Annotated in this window: 13 protein-coding genes; 4 read left to right on the forward strand and 9 right to left on the reverse strand. The window is 68.4% G+C overall.

All coding sequences use genetic code 11. From position 1 onward, the window contains the following. Window positions 1–81: 81 nt before the first annotated feature. Both parE and RMN86_RS11855 read right to left on the reverse strand, forming a co-directional pair. On the reverse strand, window positions 82–2,127 hold the full coding sequence (gene parE / locus RMN86_RS11850; RefSeq protein ID WP_309606045.1) for a DNA topoisomerase IV subunit B: 2,046 nt from the start codon (window positions 2,125–2,127) through the stop codon (window positions 82–84). Window positions 2,128–2,405: 278 nt separating this feature from the next. Next, window positions 2,406–3,194, reverse strand: a complete 789-nt coding sequence (locus RMN86_RS11855) for a PEPxxWA-CTERM sorting domain-containing protein (protein WP_309606046.1) — start codon at window positions 3,192–3,194, stop codon at window positions 2,406–2,408. A 352-nt stretch (window positions 3,195–3,546) separates the two neighbouring features. Here RMN86_RS11855 and RMN86_RS11860 point away from each other — a divergent pair, with 352 nt between their 5' ends. Continuing rightward, the gene (locus RMN86_RS11860; protein WP_309606047.1) at window positions 3,547–4,458 is read left to right on the forward strand and encodes an alpha/beta hydrolase; all 912 of its coding nucleotides are present in this window, start codon (window positions 3,547–3,549) and stop codon (window positions 4,456–4,458) included. Window positions 4,459–4,484: 26 nt separating this feature from the next. Here the strand turns inward: RMN86_RS11860 and RMN86_RS11865 are convergent, their stop codons facing one another. The 6 genes from RMN86_RS11865 to RMN86_RS11890 all read right to left on the reverse strand — a co-directional run bounded on the left by RMN86_RS11865 (window position 4,485) and on the right by RMN86_RS11890 (window position 12,039). Beyond that, entirely contained in the window at window positions 4,485–6,662 is a 2,178-nt protein-coding gene (locus RMN86_RS11865; RefSeq protein WP_309606048.1) for a xanthine dehydrogenase family protein molybdopterin-binding subunit, read from the reverse strand. Continuing rightward, the gene (locus RMN86_RS11870; RefSeq protein ID WP_309606049.1) at window positions 6,659–7,648 is read right to left on the reverse strand and encodes an FAD binding domain-containing protein; all 990 of its coding nucleotides are present in this window, start codon (window positions 7,646–7,648) and stop codon (window positions 6,659–6,661) included. Before RMN86_RS11870 ends, RMN86_RS11865 begins: the two co-directional genes overlap by 4 nt. Further along, entirely contained in the window at window positions 7,645–8,148 is a 504-nt protein-coding gene (locus RMN86_RS11875) for a 2Fe-2S iron-sulfur cluster-binding protein (protein ID WP_309606050.1), read from the reverse strand. Before RMN86_RS11875 ends, RMN86_RS11870 begins: the two co-directional genes overlap by 4 nt. Window positions 8,149–8,152: 4 nt before the next feature. After that, complete coding sequence (locus tag RMN86_RS11880; protein ID WP_309606051.1) at window positions 8,153–10,102, reverse strand: peptidase M61; 1,950 nt, start codon at window positions 10,100–10,102, stop codon at window positions 8,153–8,155. Window positions 10,103–10,245: 143 nt separating this feature from the next. Next, complete coding sequence (gene glnA, locus RMN86_RS11885) at window positions 10,246–11,658, reverse strand: type I glutamate--ammonia ligase (RefSeq protein ID WP_309606052.1); 1,413 nt, start codon at window positions 11,656–11,658, stop codon at window positions 10,246–10,248. A 42-nt stretch (window positions 11,659–11,700) separates the two neighbouring features. After that, window positions 11,701–12,039 (reverse strand): P-II family nitrogen regulator, encoded by a 339-nt coding sequence (locus tag RMN86_RS11890; RefSeq protein ID WP_309606053.1) that lies wholly within the window; start codon window positions 12,037–12,039, stop codon window positions 11,701–11,703. Window positions 12,040–12,274: 235 nt separating this feature from the next. On the opposite strand from RMN86_RS11890, the gene RMN86_RS11895 reads away from it, so the two are divergent. The 3 genes from RMN86_RS11895 to RMN86_RS11905 all read left to right on the forward strand — a co-directional run bounded on the left by RMN86_RS11895 (window position 12,275) and on the right by RMN86_RS11905 (window position 15,850). After that, window positions 12,275–13,810: an acetyl-CoA acetyltransferase gene (locus tag RMN86_RS11895; protein ID WP_309606054.1), complete on the forward strand. Its 1,536-nt coding sequence runs from the start codon at window positions 12,275–12,277 to the stop codon at window positions 13,808–13,810. Between the two features lie 115 nt (window positions 13,811–13,925). After that, window positions 13,926–14,375, forward strand: coding sequence for a histidine phosphatase family protein (locus RMN86_RS11900; protein ID WP_309606055.1), 450 nt, complete (start codon window positions 13,926–13,928; stop codon window positions 14,373–14,375). 35 nt (window positions 14,376–14,410) lie between these two features. Then, entirely contained in the window at window positions 14,411–15,850 is a 1,440-nt protein-coding gene (locus tag RMN86_RS11905) for an NAD(P)H-hydrate dehydratase (RefSeq protein WP_405041346.1), read from the forward strand. Between the two features lie 65 nt (window positions 15,851–15,915). Here RMN86_RS11905 and RMN86_RS11910 read toward each other — a convergent pair whose 3' ends face one another. After that, a complete protein-coding gene (locus RMN86_RS11910) occupies window positions 15,916–18,957 on the reverse strand; it encodes a TonB-dependent receptor domain-containing protein (RefSeq protein WP_309606056.1) in 3,042 nt (1,013 codons plus the stop codon). Between the last annotated feature and the right edge of the window lie 112 nt (window positions 18,958–19,069).

Raw genomic sequence — 19,069 nt, forward strand, 5'->3', positions numbered from 1 at the left:
TCTTCCTCACATTGCCGGTGAGGTCTTGCGCCAGGATTGCAGGGACGACGCGACGGGTTCAAGGGCGCGGGGGTTGTCGCCTCAAACGTCCAGGTCCCCCACCGCGAACTCGGCGTTTTCCTGGATGAACTGGAAGCGCAGCTCAGGTTTGCGGCCCATCAGGGCTTCGACCAGGCTTTCGACGGCATCCTCGGCGCGGGGCAGGGTGACGCGGGCCAGGGTGCGTTTGGAGGGGTCCATGGTGGTCTCCTTCAGCTGCGCCGGCATCATTTCGCCCAGGCCCTTGAAGCGGCTGATCTCAGGCTTTTTGCCCTTGAACTCGGTCTCCAGCAGCTGGTCGCGGTGGGCGTCGTCGCGAGCGTAGACGGCCTTGCCGCCATGGCTGAGCCGGTAGAGCGGCGGCAGCGCCAGGTAGAGGCGGCCCGCGCGGATCATCTGCGGCATGGTGCGATAGAAGAAGGTGATCAGGAGGCTGGCGATGTGGGCGCCGTCCACGTCGGCGTCGGTCATGATCACCACGCGGTCGTAGCGCAGGTCTTCTTCCTTGAACTTGGACCCCGCCTGGACGCCCAGCGCCAGCATCAGGTCGGTGAGTTCCTTGTTGGCGCCCATCTTGTCGAGGGTGGCCGAGGCGACGTTGAGGATCTTGCCGCGCAAGGGAAGGATCGCCTGGCTCTTGCGGTCGCGGGCCTGTTTGGCCGAGCCGCCGGCGCTATCGCCCTCGACCAGGAAGATCTCGGTGCCGTCGATGGCGTTGCCGGAGCAGTCGGCGAGCTTGCCGGGCAGGCGCAGCTTGCGGGTCGCCGAGGCGCGGGCGACCTCCTTGTCCTTGCGGCGTTTCAGCCGTTCCTCGGCGCGTTCGATGACGAACTCGAGCAGGGCGGAGGCCACCTTCGGCTGGGCGGTCAACCAGTGGTCGAAGGGATCGCGCAGCGCGGTCTCCACCAGCCGCTGGGCGTCGGCGGAGGACAGCCGTTCCTTGGTCTGGCCCTGGAACTCGGGGTTGGCCACGAACACGCTGACCAGCGCGCCGGCCTGGGCCAGCACGTCGTCGGCGGTGAGGATCACGCCTCGCTTCTCGCCGGTCAGCTCGGCGTAGGCTTTCAGGCCGCGGGTGAGCGCCGCGCGCAGGCCGGCCTCGTGGGTGCCGCCCTCCGGGGTCGGCACGGTGTTGCAGTAGGACTGCATGAAGCCGTCGGCCTCGCCGAACCCGGCCGGGGTCCAGGCGATGGCCCATTCGACCTTGCCGCTCTCGCCGGGGCGGGCCCAGCGGCCGGCGAAGGGCTCCGGGGTGACGGTCTCGATCTCCTTGACCCGCTCGGCCAGGAAATCGGCCAGGCCGTTGGGGAAGCGGAAGGTGGCCTCCGCCGGGGTCTGGTCCTGAAGGCGTGACGGATCGCAGGACCAGCGGATCTCCACCCCGCCGAACAGATAGGCCTTGGAGCGCGCCATGCGATAGAGCCGCGCCGGCTTGAAGGCCACGCCTTCGCCGAAGATCACCGGGTCGGGGGCAAAGGCGATGGCCGTGCCGTGCTTGCGCGTCGGGCCTAGCTTCTCGATGTTGCCGACCGGCTTGCCGCGGCTGAAGGCCTGGCGCCATTCGAAGCCGTCCTTCCAGGCGGTGACCTCGACCCGTTCGGACAGAGCGTTGACCACGCTGACGCCGACCCCATGCAGGCCGCCGGAGGTCTCGTAGACCTTGCCGGAGAACTTTCCGCCGGAGTGCAGGACGGTCATGATCACCTCCAGCGCCGACTTGCCCGGATGCTTGGGATGGGGATCGACGGGGATGCCGCGGCCATCGTCGGTGACGGTGAGCATGCCGTCGGCGTCCATCTTCACGGAAATGAATTTGGCGTGGCCCGCGACGGCCTCGTCCATCGAATTGTCGAGCACCTCGGCGAACAGATGATGCAGCGCGCGCTCGTCGGTGCCGCCGATATACATGCCCGGGCGCTTGCGGACCGGCTCCAGGCCCTCGAGCACCTCGATGTCCTTGGCCGAGTAGCCGCCGGTCGCCGCAGGTTCCGGACGCGGTTCATGGACCTGCGCCAGCGGCGCGACCGGCGCAGGGTTCAGCGCGTCGTCGAACAGGGAAGCCTGGGGCTGGGCGGAGGATTTCGGCATATGACCGGCAACGGTGGGGCGATTCGAGGCCTGTAGCCTGTTCGGATCGGATGAAATCATCCGGGGCGAACAAACAAGCCGTAGATCAAATGTTTAGAGCGTCATAGCCGCCGAAACCGCACATAGCATCGGCGTTCACGCTCTGGCGGTGTGAATCGGGCGCCGCGTTCGTGCAGTGGGTCAGACTCGCCGTCGTCCAGGCCCGCCACGCTCTACGCCACAGACTGCAAAGAAGCCCATGGCGCCGACGGCGTTTGCACGCGATGGTTCGTGGAGGCTCAGGCTGCGGAGGCCGCCACGCGCCGGCGGCTACGCAGGGCCGCGCCCACGCCGCCAAAACCCAGCAACATGAGGGCCCAGGTGGTGGGCTCCGGAACGCCGCCGGTCACAGGAGCGCCGACCAGGTAGAAGTCGATCCCAGGCGAACCGCCCGGGAACTTCCCGGTCGAGATGGTGAGCAGCGTCCAGTCATGGACCGGATTGTAGACGAAATTATTGATCAGGCTGTAGTTCGTCGTGTCATAGGTCAGGCCGTTATGATTGCCGGCGCTGGCGCCCAGCACCGACCAGTTGCCGGTGATGAAGATGTTATCGACGAAGATCGCGCCAAGGTCGGCAAAGCCTGTGCCGCCGCCGCTGAAGTGCAGCACATTATGGCCCGACTGCACCTCGGACCGGGTCCAGCTCTTGGTGAAATCCGGACCATTGCTGGTTTTGTAGCCGAAATTGAACGTGCCGCCGGTCCCGTCGTTGAGGATACTGCCCGTCTCCGACGACGTTCCAGGAGGTGGGATTGGAAAGGTCGTGGTGACCCCGCCCGTCGTGGTGATGTAGACGCCCGTCGCGCCGGTCCTGAACGTGAACGCCCCGCCGATCGAGTTGCCGCCGCCGGCCGGCAGGGTGACGACGTTGTCGTATTGCGTCGTCGTGGCGGCCAGACCCGCGGTCGTATCCAGGTTGTAGACGACGTCCCGCTCGCTGAAGATCGCCTGGGCGGACGCTGTCACGGGGGCCATCGCAACGGCCGCCAGGGCCGCCAGGGAGGCAGTGAAAACTAAGTTCTTCATGGTCGTCACTCCAGCCCGGATGGGCTCGTCAAGCGTTGAAACCTACCCGCCGCGCCCACAAGCCCGAGGCCGAGACTGTCCACGACCATAGAGCTTGGCTACTGATATTAACCAAGCGCAAGTCAATTCACCTGACAGGCGATCCTGACGCGAGTTGGCTCGGGCCGGCGCCTCGGCCAGGGGCGCCAACCCCGGCCGTCGCTTTGGTTTCGTACAGCCGCCGCGACCTGCGCGGCGGTTGGATCGCCGAGAGCAGATCGGGGGTATCGAGCGACCATCCCGGCGTGAGCCGGAGCGAAGAACGGTGGTCCGTCGCATCGCGGCGGGCCGGGAAGAAACAGGGAGAGCGGCGATGTCGAGCTGGAAAGATCCGGAAATCGCCGGCGTGCGGGCGCTGCTGGCGTCGCGACAGCCTGAACCGGGCGCGCCCGCGCCGAGCATCGCGCAGCGCCGCGCGGCGATGGACGCCTTTGGCGAGATGGGCTCGCTGCCGCCGGGGTGTCTGCATGAGCCGGTGACCGCCGCTGGTGTGAAGGGTGAGCGGGTAGTTCCGACCGGCGCGATCGAGGGGCGCCGGATGCTCTATCTGCACGGCGGCGGGTACGTCGCCGGGAGCCCGAGGAGCCACCGGCCGATGGTGGCCAGGCTGGCCGACAAGGCCCGCGCGAGCGCCATCGTCGCGGACTATCGGATGGGTCCGGAACATCCCTGTCCGGCGGCCATCGAGGACGCGGCGGCGGTCTATCGCTGGATGCTGGAGGGCGGGGCGGAGCCCGAGCGGATCGTCATCGCCGGGGACTCCGCCGGCGGCGGGCTGACGCTGGCCACGGCCCTGGCGCTGAAGGATCAGGGGCTGCCGCAACCGGCGGGGTTGTTGATGATCAGTCCCTGGGTCGACCTGACCCAGAGCCACGCGACCTACCGCACCAAGGCCGGGGACGACCCGATGATCACTGAGGAGGGCCTGACCGCCAGCGCGGCGGCCTATCTCGGCGGGCTCGACGGGCGCGATCTCCGGGCCTCGCCGGTATTTGGCGATCTCGCGGACCTGGCCCCGATGCTGATCCAGGTAGGCTCGGAGGAGGCGTTGCTGGGCGACAGCCTGATGCTCGCCGAACGCGCCGGCCACGCCCGTGTCGCCGTGCGCCTGGAAGTCTGGCCGGAGATGATCCACGTCTGGCACGCGTTCGGCGGCCAGCTTGGCGCCGCACGCCGGGCCATTGCGGTGGCGGGCGCGTGGATGGATGAGCGGCTGGGCGGCTGATCGAGGCGGTCAGGGCGCGCCGCTGATCATGGCGCCGGGGCGCCGAGCAGGTCCTCGATGCGGATCGGCAGGTGGCGGACTCTTCGCCCCACGGCGTGGAACACGGCGTTGGCGATGGCGGCCTGGACGCCGGCCGTACCCAGCATGCCGACGCCCTTGATCCCGCCGGGCAGGTGCGGGTCGTCCTCCTGCACCAGGGCGATGTCGAACGCCGGCATGTCGGCATGCACCGGGATCAGGTAGTCGGCGAAATTGTCGCCGAGGATGCGTCCGGAGGCGCGGTCGGTCACCGTGCGCTCATGCAGGGCCATGCCGATCCCGCCGATCAGGCCACCGACGTACTGGCTGCGCGCCAGAAGCGGATTGACGATGCGGCCGGCGGCGAAGGCCGCGCCGACGCGGCGGACGCGCACCTCGCCCAGGTCGGGATCGACGCCGACCTCGACGAAGATCGCGCCGTGGCCCATGGCGGTTCGCGCCTGCGGCTCGGGCGCAGGAGACTGTCCCTCCGCCTCCAGACCCTCAGGCCAGTTGCGGGCGATCAGGTCGCTTAGGCGCTCGGCGACGTTGCCGGCGCGGCTGCGGATCATGCCGTCGGCGAAATCCAGGTCCTCCACCGACTGGCCGGCCAAAGGCGACGCTTCATCCCCGACGGCCGCCGACACCAAGGTGGCGCGCAGCCGCGAGGTCGCCATCTCCAGCACCGGCGCCAGGCTGCTGGTCACCTGCGATCCGGCCGAGAACGGCCCTTCCGGCAGCCAGGTGTCGCCGAGTTCCACGCTGACCTGTGACATCGGCACGCCCAGCGTCTGCGAGGCCATCTGGGCCAGCACGGTATAGGTGCCCGATCCCATGTCCTGGGTGCCGCACTGGACCGTCAGCGTCCCGTCCGCCGACAGCCGGATGCGCGCGTTGCCGCCCTGCCGGTGCTGCGGGTAGAAGGTGCTGGCCATGCCCCAGCCGATCCGCCAGCGGCCGTCGCGGGCCGATCCGGGCGCGGGACGACGGCTCCAGCCGAACCGTTCGGCGCCGATGCGGTAGCAGTCCAGCAGGTTGTTGCTGGTCCAGGGCTGGGCTGTCTCCTGGTCGTGGTCGGCGAAGTTGCGGACCCGAAGCTCGACCGGATCGATGCCGAGCGCGCATGCCGCCTCGTCCAGCGCCGACTCCAGGGCGAAGGTCCCGGGCGCCGAGCCCGGCGCGCGCATCGGGATCGGCTGCGGTTCGTTGGTGCGGACCAGCCTATGGGCGGTGGCCACGTTGGGGCAGGCGTAGAGCCAGCGGGACACCCCGGCGGTGGTGTCGGAATAGTCGCCGTGGGTGGCGGTCTGCGCCAGCACCTGATGGTCGATCGCGGTGAGCCGGCCGTCGGCGGCGAAGCCCACGGCGAGGTCCTGGCGCGTCTCCTGGCGGCGGCCGGCCAGGGTGAACAGCTGGGCGCGGGTCAGTTCCAGCCGCACCGGCCGGCCGGTGCGCCGCGACGCCAGCATCGCCAGCAGCATCCATGGCCACCAGAGCTGGCCCTTGCAGCCAAAGCCTCCGCCCAGGAACCGGCAGACCACATGCACATCCTCGCGCGGCAGGCCGAAGGCGTGGGCGATTGCCGCGCGGGTTCCGAACACCGCCTGGGTGCTGGTGTGGACCGTCGGCCGGTCGCCGTCCCACCAGCAGACCACCGCGTGCGGCTCCATCGGATGGTGATTGTTGACGGCGGTCGCATAGCGCTGACGGACCAGTAGGTGCGCCGCCTCGAGGCCGGCCGCGAGATCGCCGCGGGTGGTTTCAGCGGGGTAGCGCCCGACCATCGGCGGGGCGAAGGCCTGGTCCAGGGCCTGGTCGAGCGCGGCGACCGCCGGTTCGGCGTCATAGTCGACGCGCACCGCGCGGGCCGCGGCATGGGCGGCGAGCAGGCTTTCGGCGGCGACCAGGGCGACCGGCTGGCCCGGGAAATGGATCAATGGCTCGCGGATCAGGGTAGTCGGGCCGAAGGCCGCGAGCGCCTGCGCGTCCGGATATGAGACAAGGTCGGCGAAGCCCGGTGTCAGCCGCGCCTCGACCGCGTCGAGCGACCGCACCTCTCCACGGCCGATCGGAGCCTCGACCAGCGCGGCGTGCAGCAAGCCCCCGGCCGGCGCTTCGGCGGGAAACATCGCCTGTCCGGTGACCTTCAGGGCTGCGTCCCAGCGCAGGGCGGGGGTGTCACTCATGCCGGGCCCCCGACGGTTTCCAGGGCGCGGAGGACGGCGCGCCGCAGCAGCTCGATCTTGAAGCCGTTCTCGGCGAGGGCCCGGGCGCCCTCGACGGCGAGGTCCGCGGCGATGGCGAAGGTCGCGGCGTTCGGCGCGCGGCCAACCAGCGCCGCGGCGCTGGCGCCGAGCCGCCAGGGCAGGGGCGCCACGCCTCCCGCCGCCAGCCGCGCCTCGACAATCCGGCCGTCCTCGAGCCGCAGCGCCGCGGCCACCGAGACCACCGCGAACTCGAAGGACGCCCGGTCGCGAACCTTCAGATAGGTCGAGCGCGGCGCCAGGCGGGTGACGTGGCGGACCGTTACGCCGGCGATCAGCTCGCCGGGGGCCAGGACCGTGTCGTGCTCGGGCGCCTCGCCGGGCCGACGGTAGAGGTCGGTCAGGGCCAGGCGGCGCGATCCGGCCGGCCCCAGGATCTCGACCTCGGCGTCGAGGGCCGCCATGGCCACGGCCAGGTCCGACGGATGGGTCGCCACGCAAGCCTCGCTGGCGCCGAACAGGGCGGCCTGACGGCTCTCGCCGGCCAGGGCGCCGCAGCCCGAGCCCGGCGCGCGCTTGTTGCAGGCCATGCCCTCGGTGCGGAAATAGGCGCAGCGGGTCCGCTGCAGCAGGGCGCCGCCCACCGTGGCCATGTTGCGGACCTGGCCGCTGGCGGTCGCCAGGATCGCCTCGGCCAGCAGCGGATAGTCCCGCGCGACGTCGGGATGGGCGGCGACGTCGCTCAGCCGTGCCGTGGCGCCAAGGGCGAGCCGGCCGTCGGCGAGTGCGATCTCGGCCAAAGGCAGGCGGGAGATGTCGATGACCCGCGCGGGGCATTTCGCGCCGATCTTCCAGAGTTGCATCAGGTCCGTGCCGCCGGCCAGGAAGGCCGCGCCGGGCCCAGCGCCCAGAGCCAGGGCGTCGGCGACGTCGGCCGCCAGGACGTATCCGAAGCCGGGCCCGCTCACAGTCCGGCGACCTCGGCGATGGCGGCCACGATATTGGGATAGGCGCCGCAGCGACACAGATTGCCGCTCATCCCCTCGCGGATCGCCGCAAGGTCGCGCGGGGCCTCGGCGAGCAGGGCGATAGCCGAGAGGATCTGGCCCGGCGTGCAGTAGCCGCACTGCAGGGCGTCGTGGCGAATGAAGGCGTCCTGCAAGGGGTGCAACTGCTCCGGCGAGCCGATCCCCTCGATGGTGGTGATCGCCCGGCCCGCATAGGATGCGGCCAGCGCCAGGCAAGCCTTGATGCGCCGCCCGTCGGCCAGCACGGTACAGGCGCCGCACGCGCCCATGTCACAACCCTTCTTTGTGCCGGTGAGCCGCAGGTCGTCGCGAAGCACGTCGAGCAGGGTGGCGCTGGGCGCGACGCTCACCTCGCAGGTCTGGCCATTGAGGATCAGCGAAATCGCGATGCGCCCCTCAGCGGACATGGCGGCTCCGGGACGGGTTTCACTGGGGGTCATGGGCCTATTTCCTCGGCGCATAGATCGCCGAGAGCAGGTCGGGGGTTCCGTCCAGGCGTTCCAGGCGGGGGTAGCGCAGGCCGCCCCGGTAGCCGATGTCCACGGTGCGATAGTGGTCGCCGGTCTTGACCAGCAGGCTGAGCGGCCCGCCGGTCCTGGCTGCGGTGATGGCTTCCTTCAGGCGGTCGGCGTCATAGGCGATGCCGTTCACCGCGATCAGCTTGCCGCCCACGGTGAGCCCGGCCTTGAAGGCCGGACCGTCCCACTGGACCCCCGCGATCTCGGCGCCTTGGGTCAGCACCATGCCGACCGAATAGGTGAGATCGACGATCTTGCGGCCCGCCTCGGTGGATTTGAAATAGGCCGTCGGCGTGTCGGTATAGACCAGCCGCCAGCCGCCGCGGGCCAGGCCATCGAGCGGTGGACGGGGCGCCACGTCGTTGATTCGCGCGTTTAAGAACTGCGCCCAGTCATAGGGCTCGACCGCGTTCAACCCGGCGACCACATCGTCGAAGGCGTAGGGGCGCTCCGAGCCGTTTCCGTCCTCGATGCCGAAAAAGCCCCTGGCGAAATCGTCCAGCGAGCGTTTGCCGCCGGAACGGCTGCGGATCAGGGTGTCGACGTCGAGCCAGACGAGCTGGCCTTCGGAATAGTAGTCCTCGCTGCGCTGCCAGCTGGTCCAGGCCTGGGGGCGACGCGCATTGACCACCGGATCGTCGGTGGTGTCCTCGACGGGCCGCCAGCCGCGCCCGACGCGGGTCTCATAGATCGCGGCCGTGGCGGCCAGGGCGTCGAGCGCCTCCTGTTTGGTGAGCAGGCCGGACCGGCCGGACAGCACGAACCCCCAATACTGGGTCTGGCCCTCGTAGACCCAGAGCAGGGAGCCCCGCATCGGCAGGTTGAAATTGGGCGTCCATAGGTCGGCGGGGCGACGGAACTTGCCGTTCCAGGCGTGGGCGAACTCGTGCGGCAGCAGGTCGCGGGTCGCGGCGAGCGCCGGCCAGTCGAGGAAATAGGTCGGCGAGGTCCCATCCTCGCTGGAGCGGTGGTGCTCCAGGCCGATGCCGCCCATCCGATCGGAGAGCGACAGCAGGAAGTCATAGTGGTCGTAGTGTCGCGCGCCGAACAGCTTGTAGGATTGGCGGACGAGCTCGCGATGCCGCTCAAGCTGTTCGGCGTTGGCGTCGAGCAGCTCCGGCCGATCGGCGAAGATGTCCAGCCGGACCGGGATCTTCGCGCCGGGATCGAGATCGACGATCCGCACATAGCGCCCCGCGACCAGCGGCGAGTCCACCAGGACGTCGAGGCTGACCGGTTTGAAGCGCACGAGCCCCGCAGCGGGGCCGGCGGTGGGGCTCAGGACCTCCAGCGCGGTGGCGTAGGCCCAGCCCTGAGGCAGCCGGACGCTGGTTTCCACCTGCACGCGACGGGAGAAATAGCCGGCCGGATAGAGAGCCAGGGTGTTCCACTGCAGGTTCAGCATCTCGGGGGTCATGGTCACGCGCCCCTGGTCGCCGGCGGTCGGCGACAGGTACTGGAACTCGATCTCCAGCGCCCGGGTCCCGGTCGGCGCATCGAGGTGGAAGGCGAAGACGTCGACCGGGTCGCGCAGCCACGGCACTACCTTGCCGCCGGCGCGGATCACCAGGCCGGCGATCTTCTCCAGCGGGCCGCGCGGGGCGTGGTTGCCCGGCAGCCACTGGGGATAGAGCAGGGTGATCGGTCCGGGGCCGGCGACGGGAATCGTCTCGCGAACCTGGACGATGCGGCGCTCGGTGTCGGTGGCGTCCACCTCCAGCCTCAGCGGCCCACCCGGATAGGCCACGTCCTGCGGCGCAGCCGTCGCGGGCGGCATGGGAGAGGGTTGCGGGTCGGTGAAGGGCTGAGCGGCCAGCGGGGCGGCGACGGCGAGGGCCAACAGCGCCGCGGCGCCGGCGAAGAGCGTAGGGTTCAAATGGCGGCGCCTTCTTTGCGAGGACTCATCGAGCTTCGCTTGTAGGCCGGCCGGACTCAACTGTCGTCTGGCGCGCGGAGGGCGCGGAGCAAAAAGGGCCGCGGATTGCTCCGCGGCCCTTGCTGAAGGTCAACTCTGGCCGGTTAGCACTTGTAGTACATGTCGAATTCCACCGGGTGCGGGTGCAGCGCCAGGCGCATGACTTCTTCCATCTTCAGTTCGATATAGGCGTCGATGAAGTCGTCGTTCATCACCCCGCCGGCCTTCAGGAACCCGCGGTCCTTGTCGAGGTTTTCCAGGGCTTCCTTGAGCGAGCCGCAGACCTCGGGGATCTTCTTCTGCTCGCGCGGCGGCAGGTCGTAGAGGTTCTTGTCGGCGGGCTGGCCCGGATCGATCTGGTTGATGATGCCGTCGATGCCGGCCATCAACAGCGCGGTAAAGGTCAGGTAGGGGTTGCCCATCGGGTCGGGGAACCGGGCTTCCAGGCGCTTGCCCTTGGGCGAGTCCACATGCGGGATGCGGATCGAGGCCGAGCGGTTGCGGGCGGAATAGGCCAACTTCACCGGAGCTTCGTAGCCGGGCACCAGGCGCTTGTAGGAGTTGGTGGTGGAGTTGGAGAAGGCGTTGATCGCCTTGGCGTGCTTGATGATCCCGCCGATGTACCACAGGCACATCTGCGACAGGCCCGCGTACTTGTCGCCGGCGAACAGCGGCTGGCCCTTGCCCCAGATCGACTGGTGGACGTGCATCCCCGATCCGTTGTCGCCGAACATCGGCTTGGCCATGAAGGTGGCCGTCTTGCCGTAGGCGTGGGCGACATTCTGGATGACGTATTTGTAGAGCTGCAGGCGGTCAGCCATGACGATCATGGTGTCGAACTTCAGGCCAAGCTCGTGCTGGGCGGGCGCCACTTCGTGATGATGTTTTTCCGGCTTCATGCCGAGCTCGCCCATGACCGCCAGCATCTCGCCGCGCAGGTCCTGGGCGCTGTCCACCGGATTGACCGGGAAGTAGCCGCCCTTGGGCCCCGGGCGGTGGCCCATGTTGCCTTCCTCGTATTCCTTGGACGTGTTGATCGGCAGCTCGCTGGCGTCATAGGAATAGCCGGTGTTGTGCGGCTGGGTGGACCAGCGCACGTCGTCGAAGATGAAGAACTCGGCTTCCGGGCCGAAGTAGACGGTGTCGCCGATGCCCGAGGCCTTGACGAAGTTCAGCGCCGCCTTGGCGATCGAACGGGGATCGCGGTCGTAGGGGGTGCCGGTGTCCGGGTTCACCACGTCGCAGAACAGCGCCATGGTGGTCTGCTGATAGAACGGGTCGATGATTGCCGAGTCCAGGTCGGGCCGCAGCTTCATGTCGCTTTCGTTGATCGCCTTCCAGCCGGCGATCGACGAGCCGTCGAACATGGTGCCGTCGTTGAGGAAGTCGTCATCGACCAGATCGATGTCGAAAGTGACGTGCTGCATCTTTCCGCGGATGTCTGTGAAGCGGACGTCGACGTATTTGACGTCCTTCTCCTTGATCTGGGCAAGGATGTCTTTGGCGGTGGTGGCCATGCGTGGTTCCCCTTGAATGCGTGGTCTCAGTGCGATGGAAAGTCAGATGGCGTCCGGCCCGGTTTCGCCCGTCCGGATGCGCATGACGTCAAGGATGTCGGAGACGAAGATCTTGCCGTCGCCGATACGGCCTGTCCGCGCCGCGGCGGCGATGGCCTCGATGGCGCGCCCGGACTGGGCGTCGTCGACGACCACCTCAATCTTGATCTTGGGCAGGAAGTCGACGACGTACTCCGCACCGCGGTAGAGCTCGGTCTGGCCCTTCTGGCGCCCGTAGCCCTTGGCCTCGATCACGGTCATGCCCTGGACGCCCAGCTCCTGCAGGGCTTCCTTCACCTCGTCCAGCTTGAACGGCTTGATGATGGCTTCGATCTTTTTCATGAGCCTTGGGTGATCATCGGCCGCCCCCGGGGCGGTCGTCGCGGACGGAGCACGGCGGGGCGGGGGGCGACAAGCGTGCTCGCGGCTGTGAACGCGCCCCGCGCCCGTCAAACGTCCGGGGCGCCCAAAAAATAGGCGCCAGAAGATCAAAAATGCGCCAGTGCCGAATTGCCTTCAAGAGCTTGGATTCGGCCCCTAGGATCGCACCCTTGAACGCTCAGGGGACACAGGCGGCATGGTCGGAACAACTCCAGTGCTCATCGGGGCGGGCCAATTCACCTATCGCGGCGATCCGGCCGCCTCGCTGTCGCCGGTCGCCCTGCTGAAGATTGCGGCGGAACGGGCGGCGGCCGACGCGGGGATCGGCGCGGCCGGCCTGGCCGCCCTCGACGCCCTGGCGGTGGCCGGGTTCACGGTGGACGCGCCAGGGGGCGGGCGCGCCGTGCCGCACGCCTCCAACCCGCCTGCCAGCCTGGCCGCCGAGCTCGGCGCCGCGCCGGCCTGGGCGGTCTATTCGCACATGGGCGGCAATACGCCCCAGCAGCTGATCAATGTGCTGGCGGAGCGGATCGCCAGGGGCGAGACCGAGCTTGGGCTGGCTGTGGGCGCGGAGTTCCTCGGCTCGGCGGTCAAGCGCCTGACCCGGGGACTGGGGTTCGACGATTGGCATGAGGACGAAAGCCTGCCGCCGCCGGAACGCATCGGCGACCCCCGGCCGGGGGTCAGCGCCTATGAAAGCCGCCATGGGCTGGGTCGGCCGATCAACTGCTATCCGCTGTTCGAGAACGCCCTGCGGGCCCGCGACGGCCGCTCCATCGCCGACCATCAGGCAAGGCTCGGCCGCCTGTTCGCGCCCTTCACGCAGGTCGCGGCGGCCAATCCGGAAGCCTGGTTTCCCATCGCCCGGACGGCCGAGGAACTGGTCACGGTCTCCGAGAAGAACCGGATGGTGGGCTTTCCCTACCCGAAACTGCTCAACGCCATCATGGAGGTCGACCAGTCGGCCGGCGTGATTATCGCCAGTGAGGCGAAAGCCCGCGCGCTCGGCGTGCCGGAAGAGCGGTGGGTCTATCTGCACGGCTGCGCCGACGCGGCCGACCTGTGGCATCCCCTCGACCGGCAGAATTTCCACTCGAGCCCGGCCATGCGGCTGAGCGGCCAGCGGGCGCTCGAGATGGCCGGCGTCGGCCTGGACGCCATCGACTTCATCGATCTCTATTCCTGCTTCCCGGTGGCTGTGGAGATCGGCGCCGAGGAACTTGGGCTGGCGCTTGACGACCCGCGCGGCCTGACGGTGACCGGCGGGCTGCCCTATGCCGGGGGGCCTGGGAACAACTACGCCATGCACTCGATCGCGGTGATGATGCAGAAGCTGCGGGCCAGGCCGGGGTCCCACGGGCTGGTGACCGCCAATGGCTGGTATCTGACCAAGCAGTCGACCGGCGTCTATTCGACAGCCAGACCAAAGGGGCCGTTCGAACGCCAGGACCCCGCCGTGATCCAGCGCCAGATCGACGCCCTGCCACACCCCGACGTCACCGAAACGCCGCAAGGCCCGGCCAGGATCGAAACCTACACCGTCGTCCACCGCCGCGAAGGGCCGTTCATGGGGATCGTCATCGGCCGCGACGCGCAGGATCGCCGCTTCGTCGCCCACACGCCGGGCGACGCGGCTACCCTGGCCGGCCTGGAACAGGGCGAGCAGGTGGGCCGGACGGGTCGGGTCGGGCCGGGCCCCGACGGACAGACCAACCTCTTCGTGCCGGACTGACGCGGGTGGCGCGCCTCTATCTGATCCGGCACGGCAAGCCGGCCGCCGTCTGGGGCGGGGACGACGACGACCCGGGACTGGACGAGACCGGGCGCGCGCAGCGCGGGACTGGCTGATGGCCCTGCCGCCGGCCGAGCGCCCGACCCGGGTGGTCAGTTCGCCCTTGCGACGCTGTCGCGAGACCGCCGACCCCACCGCGCAGGCCCTGGGTGTCACGGTCGAGGTGGATGCGCGGGTGGGCGAGATCCCCACGCCGTCGGGCCTGGCGACCGAGGACAGGGGTCCGTGGCTGCGCAAGGCCTTCGCCGGAACATGGGCGGAGATCGAGGGCGATATGGACTATGACGCCTGGCGGGGCGAGATCGCCGGCTCTCTGGCGGCGCGGGGCCGTACGGCGGTGTTCTCGCACTATGTGGCGACCAACGCGGTGGTGTCGCACCTGCTGGGCGATCCCAAGGTGCTGAACTTTCGGCCCGATCACACCTCGATCACCGTGCTGGAGACCGACGGCGCCACGCTGAGCCTGGTGCAACTGGGCCGCGAGGCGGCCACGGGCGTCCTCTAGGATGAGGCGCTAAGTCTTTGACCCCGAAGTCGATCTTGTCTGTGTCGGACATGGTTCAAGCCGACGCGGCGGCGATCGCGGCCGGTACGCCGGGGGTGGTGCTGATGGAGCGTGCGGGCGTCGCCGTGGCCGACGCGGTCTGCGCGCGGTTCGACCGCCAGGCGGTGCTGGTGCTGTGCGGGCCGGGCAACAACGGCGGCGACGGCTATGCGGCGGCTCGGGTGTTGAAGGAGCGCGGTTGGCCCGTAGAGGTCCGTGACCTCGGCGAACCCGCCACGGCCGACGCCGAGGCGATGCGCGCGCGCTGGACAGGGCCGACCCGTCCGCTGGAGGCGACGCTGGAGCCCTGCCTGTGGATTGATGCGCTGTTTGGCGCCGGGCTCTCACGGCCCCTGAGCGGTCCGGCCGCGGCGTTGGCGCTGCGGATGGCCGACGCCCCTGAGCGGGCGGTGGCGATCGACGTCCCCAGCGGGCTGCCGGGCGACACCGGCAAGCCGGTCGGAGCGGCGGCCTGCGCGACCCTGACGGTGACCTTCCATGCCCGCAAACCCGCCCATGTGCTGGAGCCGGGACGTTCGCGCTGTGGCGAGGTGGTCGTCGCCGATATCGGCCTGTCGACCCCGGAGGTCTTGCCCGGTCTCGCGACTTTCGAGAATGGCCCGGAGATCTGGCTGCCGCGCTTTCCCTGGCCCACAGCGGCCTCGCACAAGCACGCGCGCGGACGATTGATCGTGGTGAGCGGCGAGGCCTGGAACACCGGGGCCGCCCGGCTGGCGGCGCGCGGCGGCTTGAGGATCGGGGCGGGACTGGTCACCGTGCTGTCGCCGCCCGACGCGCTGGCGATCAACGCGGCCCACCTCGAGGCGGTGATGTTGAGCGGGTTCGACACCGACATGGAACTCGAGCAGGCCGCGGCGGAGGTCGACGCCGCGGTGATCGGTCCGGCGGCGGGTGTCAGCGAATCGACCCTGCTGAACGTCCTGGCGCTGGCGCGAACCGGCGCGGCGTTGGTGATCGACGCCGACGCGATCACCGCCTTTCGCGAGGATCCGGAGGAGCTGTTCTCGGTGCTGGACCGCGACGACGTGCTGACGCCGCATCCTGGCGAGTTCGAGCGGTTGTTCCCGGGCCTGCTGGCCGCCTCGCCGCAACGCATCGCCGCCGCGCGATCGGCGGCGGCGCGGGCCGGAGCGGTGGTTCTGCTGAAAGGTCCCGATACGGTGATCGCCGCCCCGGACGGACGCTGTGCGGTCAACGGTAACGGCTCATCCTGGCTGGCGACCGCCGGCTCCGGCGATGTGCTAGCCGGCTTCATCGGCGGGCTGATCGCCCAGGGCCTGGAGAGTTTCGAAGCCGCCTGCGCCGCCGCGTGGATCCATGCCGAGGCCGCGGAGCTGCACGGGCCGGGCTTGATCTCCGAGGATCTGCCCGACCTCGCGCCGCCGGTGCTGCGCCGGCTCTACGACGAGCGATAGGCAAGACGAGTCGGAGCGGCGGATCGCGCCGCCGCTCCCTTCGAGGCCCGCAAACGGTCGTGAACCTAGAAGTTTGCGGTGAAGCCCACGAACATCGCGCGTCCGAGGAAGTCATAGGTCGGGTAGGCGTTCGGAAGTCCGGTGCCGACAATCGCCGAGTTCACGATCTGCGGGTCCTTGTCGAAGACGTTGTTGACGCCCGCGCGTACGGAGAACCCGGGGCGGATGTTCCAGATCGCGGAGAGGTCGAGGTAGCTCACCGCCTTCAGCTTGCCCTCGAATGTGTCCTTGCGGCCGTTGGTCAGCGTCGGATCGGCGGTATTGGTTTCCAACGCGACGCTGCCGATGTAGCGCCATTGCGCCGATACCAGCAGGTTCCAGGGAGTCTGCCAGGACGAGCGCAGGGTGTGCCGCCACTTTGGATTGAGGGTTGCGCAGGTCGGTCCGTAGAGGCCGACACAATCATAGGTATGCGCGCCAGGTGTCGGGGTTGTGGTGACCTTCAGCAGTTCCGAGCCGATGAAGTTGAACGCCAGGCTTCCGAAGCCGTCGCTGAGACCAAGACGGCTGAGCGGCAGGCTGTAGGTCGCCTGCACATCGATGCCGGCGGTTTCCCCGGCCCCGATGTTGACGGCCCCGCCGTTGATGTAGCCGCCCCCGGCCACGGAGGTCCCGAACAGGATGCCGCTGGGGTTGCGCACGACGTTGGAACAGAAGGCCGCCGCGCCGGTGGTCAGGCATTGGTTGAGTGTGAACGCCAGCGGAATATTGCCGATGGTGTTCTGCTGCTTGATGTCGAAGTAGTCGAGGCTGCCGATCAGGCCCTGGATGAAGCTGGGCGTCAGGGTGAAGCCGACGGAATAGGTGTTGGCCCGCTCGGGCGACAGACGGGGATTGCCGCCAGTGAGGACAGCGCACTGGCCGGCGGGGCACTGGATGATGCGGTCCGTGCTGCCGCCGTTGCCGTACTGTGCAGCGGTCACGCCGGTGTTCTGGCATTGCTGCAGCGTGGCGGTGGCCGGGCCGGCCGGGGTCGGCGAGCAGGGGTCCACCGACACCTGACTGGTGTTGGTGACCGACTGAGGATTGAACAGCTCCAGGATATTGGGCGCACGGATCGCCCGGTTGAACGAGGCTCGGAAGCGGATGTCGGACACTGGCGCCCACTGCAGGCCAACCTTGTAGGTGTCGGCCGCGACGTCGTTCGAATATTTCGAATAGCGATAGCCAAAATCCAAAGTGAGATCTTCAAATAAGGGTCTCTTCTGGACCAGCGGGGCGCGGAGCTCGCCATAGATCTCGGTCACCCCGAGGCTGGCGTTGACCACCGTCGCGGCGCCGCCAAAACCGGCCAGATCATTGGAGCGCTCATTCTGGTCAGGGGCGTAGTTGTAGCTCTGGCGCCGGTCCTCGATGCCAAGGGCCACGCCAACGCCATCATCGGACCATGGGGATTTCCCGCCGTATCGTCCCAGGTCACCGGTGATGTTGGCCTGAACGATGGTCTCTTCGATTTTGCCGTACGAGGTGCCGGTGGAGTTGAGATAGGCCACCTGGGCCGGCGTCACCCCGCCCTCGGTGAAGATGTTGTAGGGGACGCAAGCGGCGTCCGTCCCGGTTACCTTGGCGATGCAGGTTGGAACGCCGTTCACATTCACCACCTGCAGGCCGTTCTGGATGTTGCGATTGCTGAGGTAGTTCTCATTCGATTGGAACAGCGTGGTGTAGTAGTACGAGCCATAGACATCGTACTTCCAGCCCTCGATGTCCGGCACAGCGCCGCGCGCGCCAACCACCGCCCGGTAGTTCTGATGCTCGTAGGTGCTGGACCGCGGTCCGCCTTCTATGTTTCGCCGCCCATAGATCAGATCCACGTTGGCGCCGCTGGCGATCTCGGCCGGCGAGCAGAGCGTCGCCGCCTGCTGGGCGCTGAGCAACGGGTTGTTGCAGTTCACGAGCACCCCGCCGTTGGGCGACGTGCCGCCGCCCTGGAACAGACCTGACGGCGCGACCGCGGTGACGGAGCGATCGTTCATGAACGAGAAGTCGCCATAGAGATCGAGAGCCTGGGACACTTCGTAGTGCGAGAAGAACCCGGCCGAATAGCGCGTGTCGTCATGCTGCAGGTACTGGTAGGGGTTGGAGTTGAAGACCAGGGGAGGGCTGCCGGTCGTGGGCGCCAGGGCATAGTCGATGAACTGGTTTCCGATGACGGTAAATCCAGTGTTGTTGTTGATTCCGGGCCCATTTCCCGTCGCCTGGAAGAATTGATTGGAGTTTGTCGATCCGTTGCAGAACGGCGTCGCGCCGCCTCTCACCCTGATCTGGCAGGCGGAAAAATCTCGCGTCGACTGCGAGACGGGATCCTGATGGTGGTAATTGAGATAGGCCGTGACGTTCAGCTTCCCGTCCATGCCGTTCGTGCCGACGACGACGGACAGGTCCCGCGAGCGGCCGTCCCAGACCGTACCTTTCGGCACGGTGTAGTTGCGCGCACGCAGCAGCGTCTGGATCCCTTGCGGATCTTGTTGCCCGTGCTCGGCGATGCCGACCTGGCCGTCGATCTGCACGCCCTGGAAGTTGTGCTTCATGACGAAATTGATGACGCCCGCGACCGCGTCGGAGCCATAGGTGGCCGAAGCCCCGCCGGTGAGCACCTCGACCCGGGATACAAGCTGCGCTGGAATCTGGTTCAGGTCCGGCGCCGGGTTCGGGTTGCCGGTGTTGGCGTCGCCGATCCCCAGTCGGCGTCCATCCACCAAAATCAGGGTCCGCTGGGGTCCCAGGCCGCGAAGATCGGCCGTCGACACGCCGCCGGGACTGGAAAGCGGATTCGATGTCCCGGAAAAATCCACGGCGGCGTTCTGGAAGTTCTGCGGCAGGGTGTTGATCAGGTCGATCACGTCGGTCTTGCCCTGCAGCTTGAACTCCTGATCCGTCACCACCTGTATCGGGCTGACGCTGGTGAGGTTGGGCTGCGGGATGCGCGACCCGGTGACCACGACTTCCGACACCTCGGCGTTGCCGGCTGTCGCCCCCGCGGCGGCGGCGGCCGAGGTCGCGGACAGGCCGAGCAGGGCCGCGCCGCAGACTATTGAGGAGGCCATCAGGCGCTCCCGGGTGGTTTGAATTCTCACGATCGACATCCTCCGGCGGCCGCGCCCCGGTCAGGGCCGACCTGCTCCCCACAAATTCAGGTCCCGGGTTCCTGGATCGGAG

Origin of the sequence: Phenylobacterium sp., from assembly GCF_031360265.1 — a bacterium.
GTDB lineage: Bacteria > Pseudomonadota > Alphaproteobacteria > Caulobacterales > Caulobacteraceae > Phenylobacterium.

Excerpts from the sequence above, each read along its gene's own strand:
- RMN86_RS11855 (WP_309606046.1), bottom strand. The coding sequence starts at position 3,194 with ATGAAGAACTTAGTTTTCACTGCCTCCCTGGCGGCCCTGGCGGCCGTT.
- RMN86_RS11910 (WP_309606056.1), bottom strand. The coding sequence starts at position 18,957 with ATGGCCTCCTCAATAGTCTGCGGCGCGGCCCTGCTCGGCCTGTCCGCG.
- glnA (WP_309606052.1), bottom strand. The coding sequence starts at position 11,658 with ATGGCCACCACCGCCAAAGACATCCTTGCCCAGATCAAGGAGAAGGAC.
- RMN86_RS11875 (WP_309606050.1), bottom strand. The coding sequence starts at position 8,148 with ATGACCCCCAGTGAAACCCGTCCCGGAGCCGCCATGTCCGCTGAGGGG.
- RMN86_RS11860 (WP_309606047.1), top strand. The coding sequence starts at position 3,547 with ATGTCGAGCTGGAAAGATCCGGAAATCGCCGGCGTGCGGGCGCTGCTG.
- parE (WP_309606045.1), bottom strand. The coding sequence starts at position 2,127 with ATGCCGAAATCCTCCGCCCAGCCCCAGGCTTCCCTGTTCGACGACGCG.
- RMN86_RS11890 (WP_309606053.1), bottom strand. The coding sequence starts at position 12,039 with ATGAAAAAGATCGAAGCCATCATCAAGCCGTTCAAGCTGGACGAGGTG.
- RMN86_RS11865 (WP_309606048.1), bottom strand. The coding sequence starts at position 6,662 with ATGAGTGACACCCCCGCCCTGCGCTGGGACGCAGCCCTGAAGGTCACC.
- RMN86_RS11900 (WP_309606055.1), top strand. The coding sequence starts at position 13,926 with ATGGCCCTGCCGCCGGCCGAGCGCCCGACCCGGGTGGTCAGTTCGCCC.
- RMN86_RS11895 (WP_309606054.1), top strand. The coding sequence starts at position 12,275 with ATGGTCGGAACAACTCCAGTGCTCATCGGGGCGGGCCAATTCACCTAT.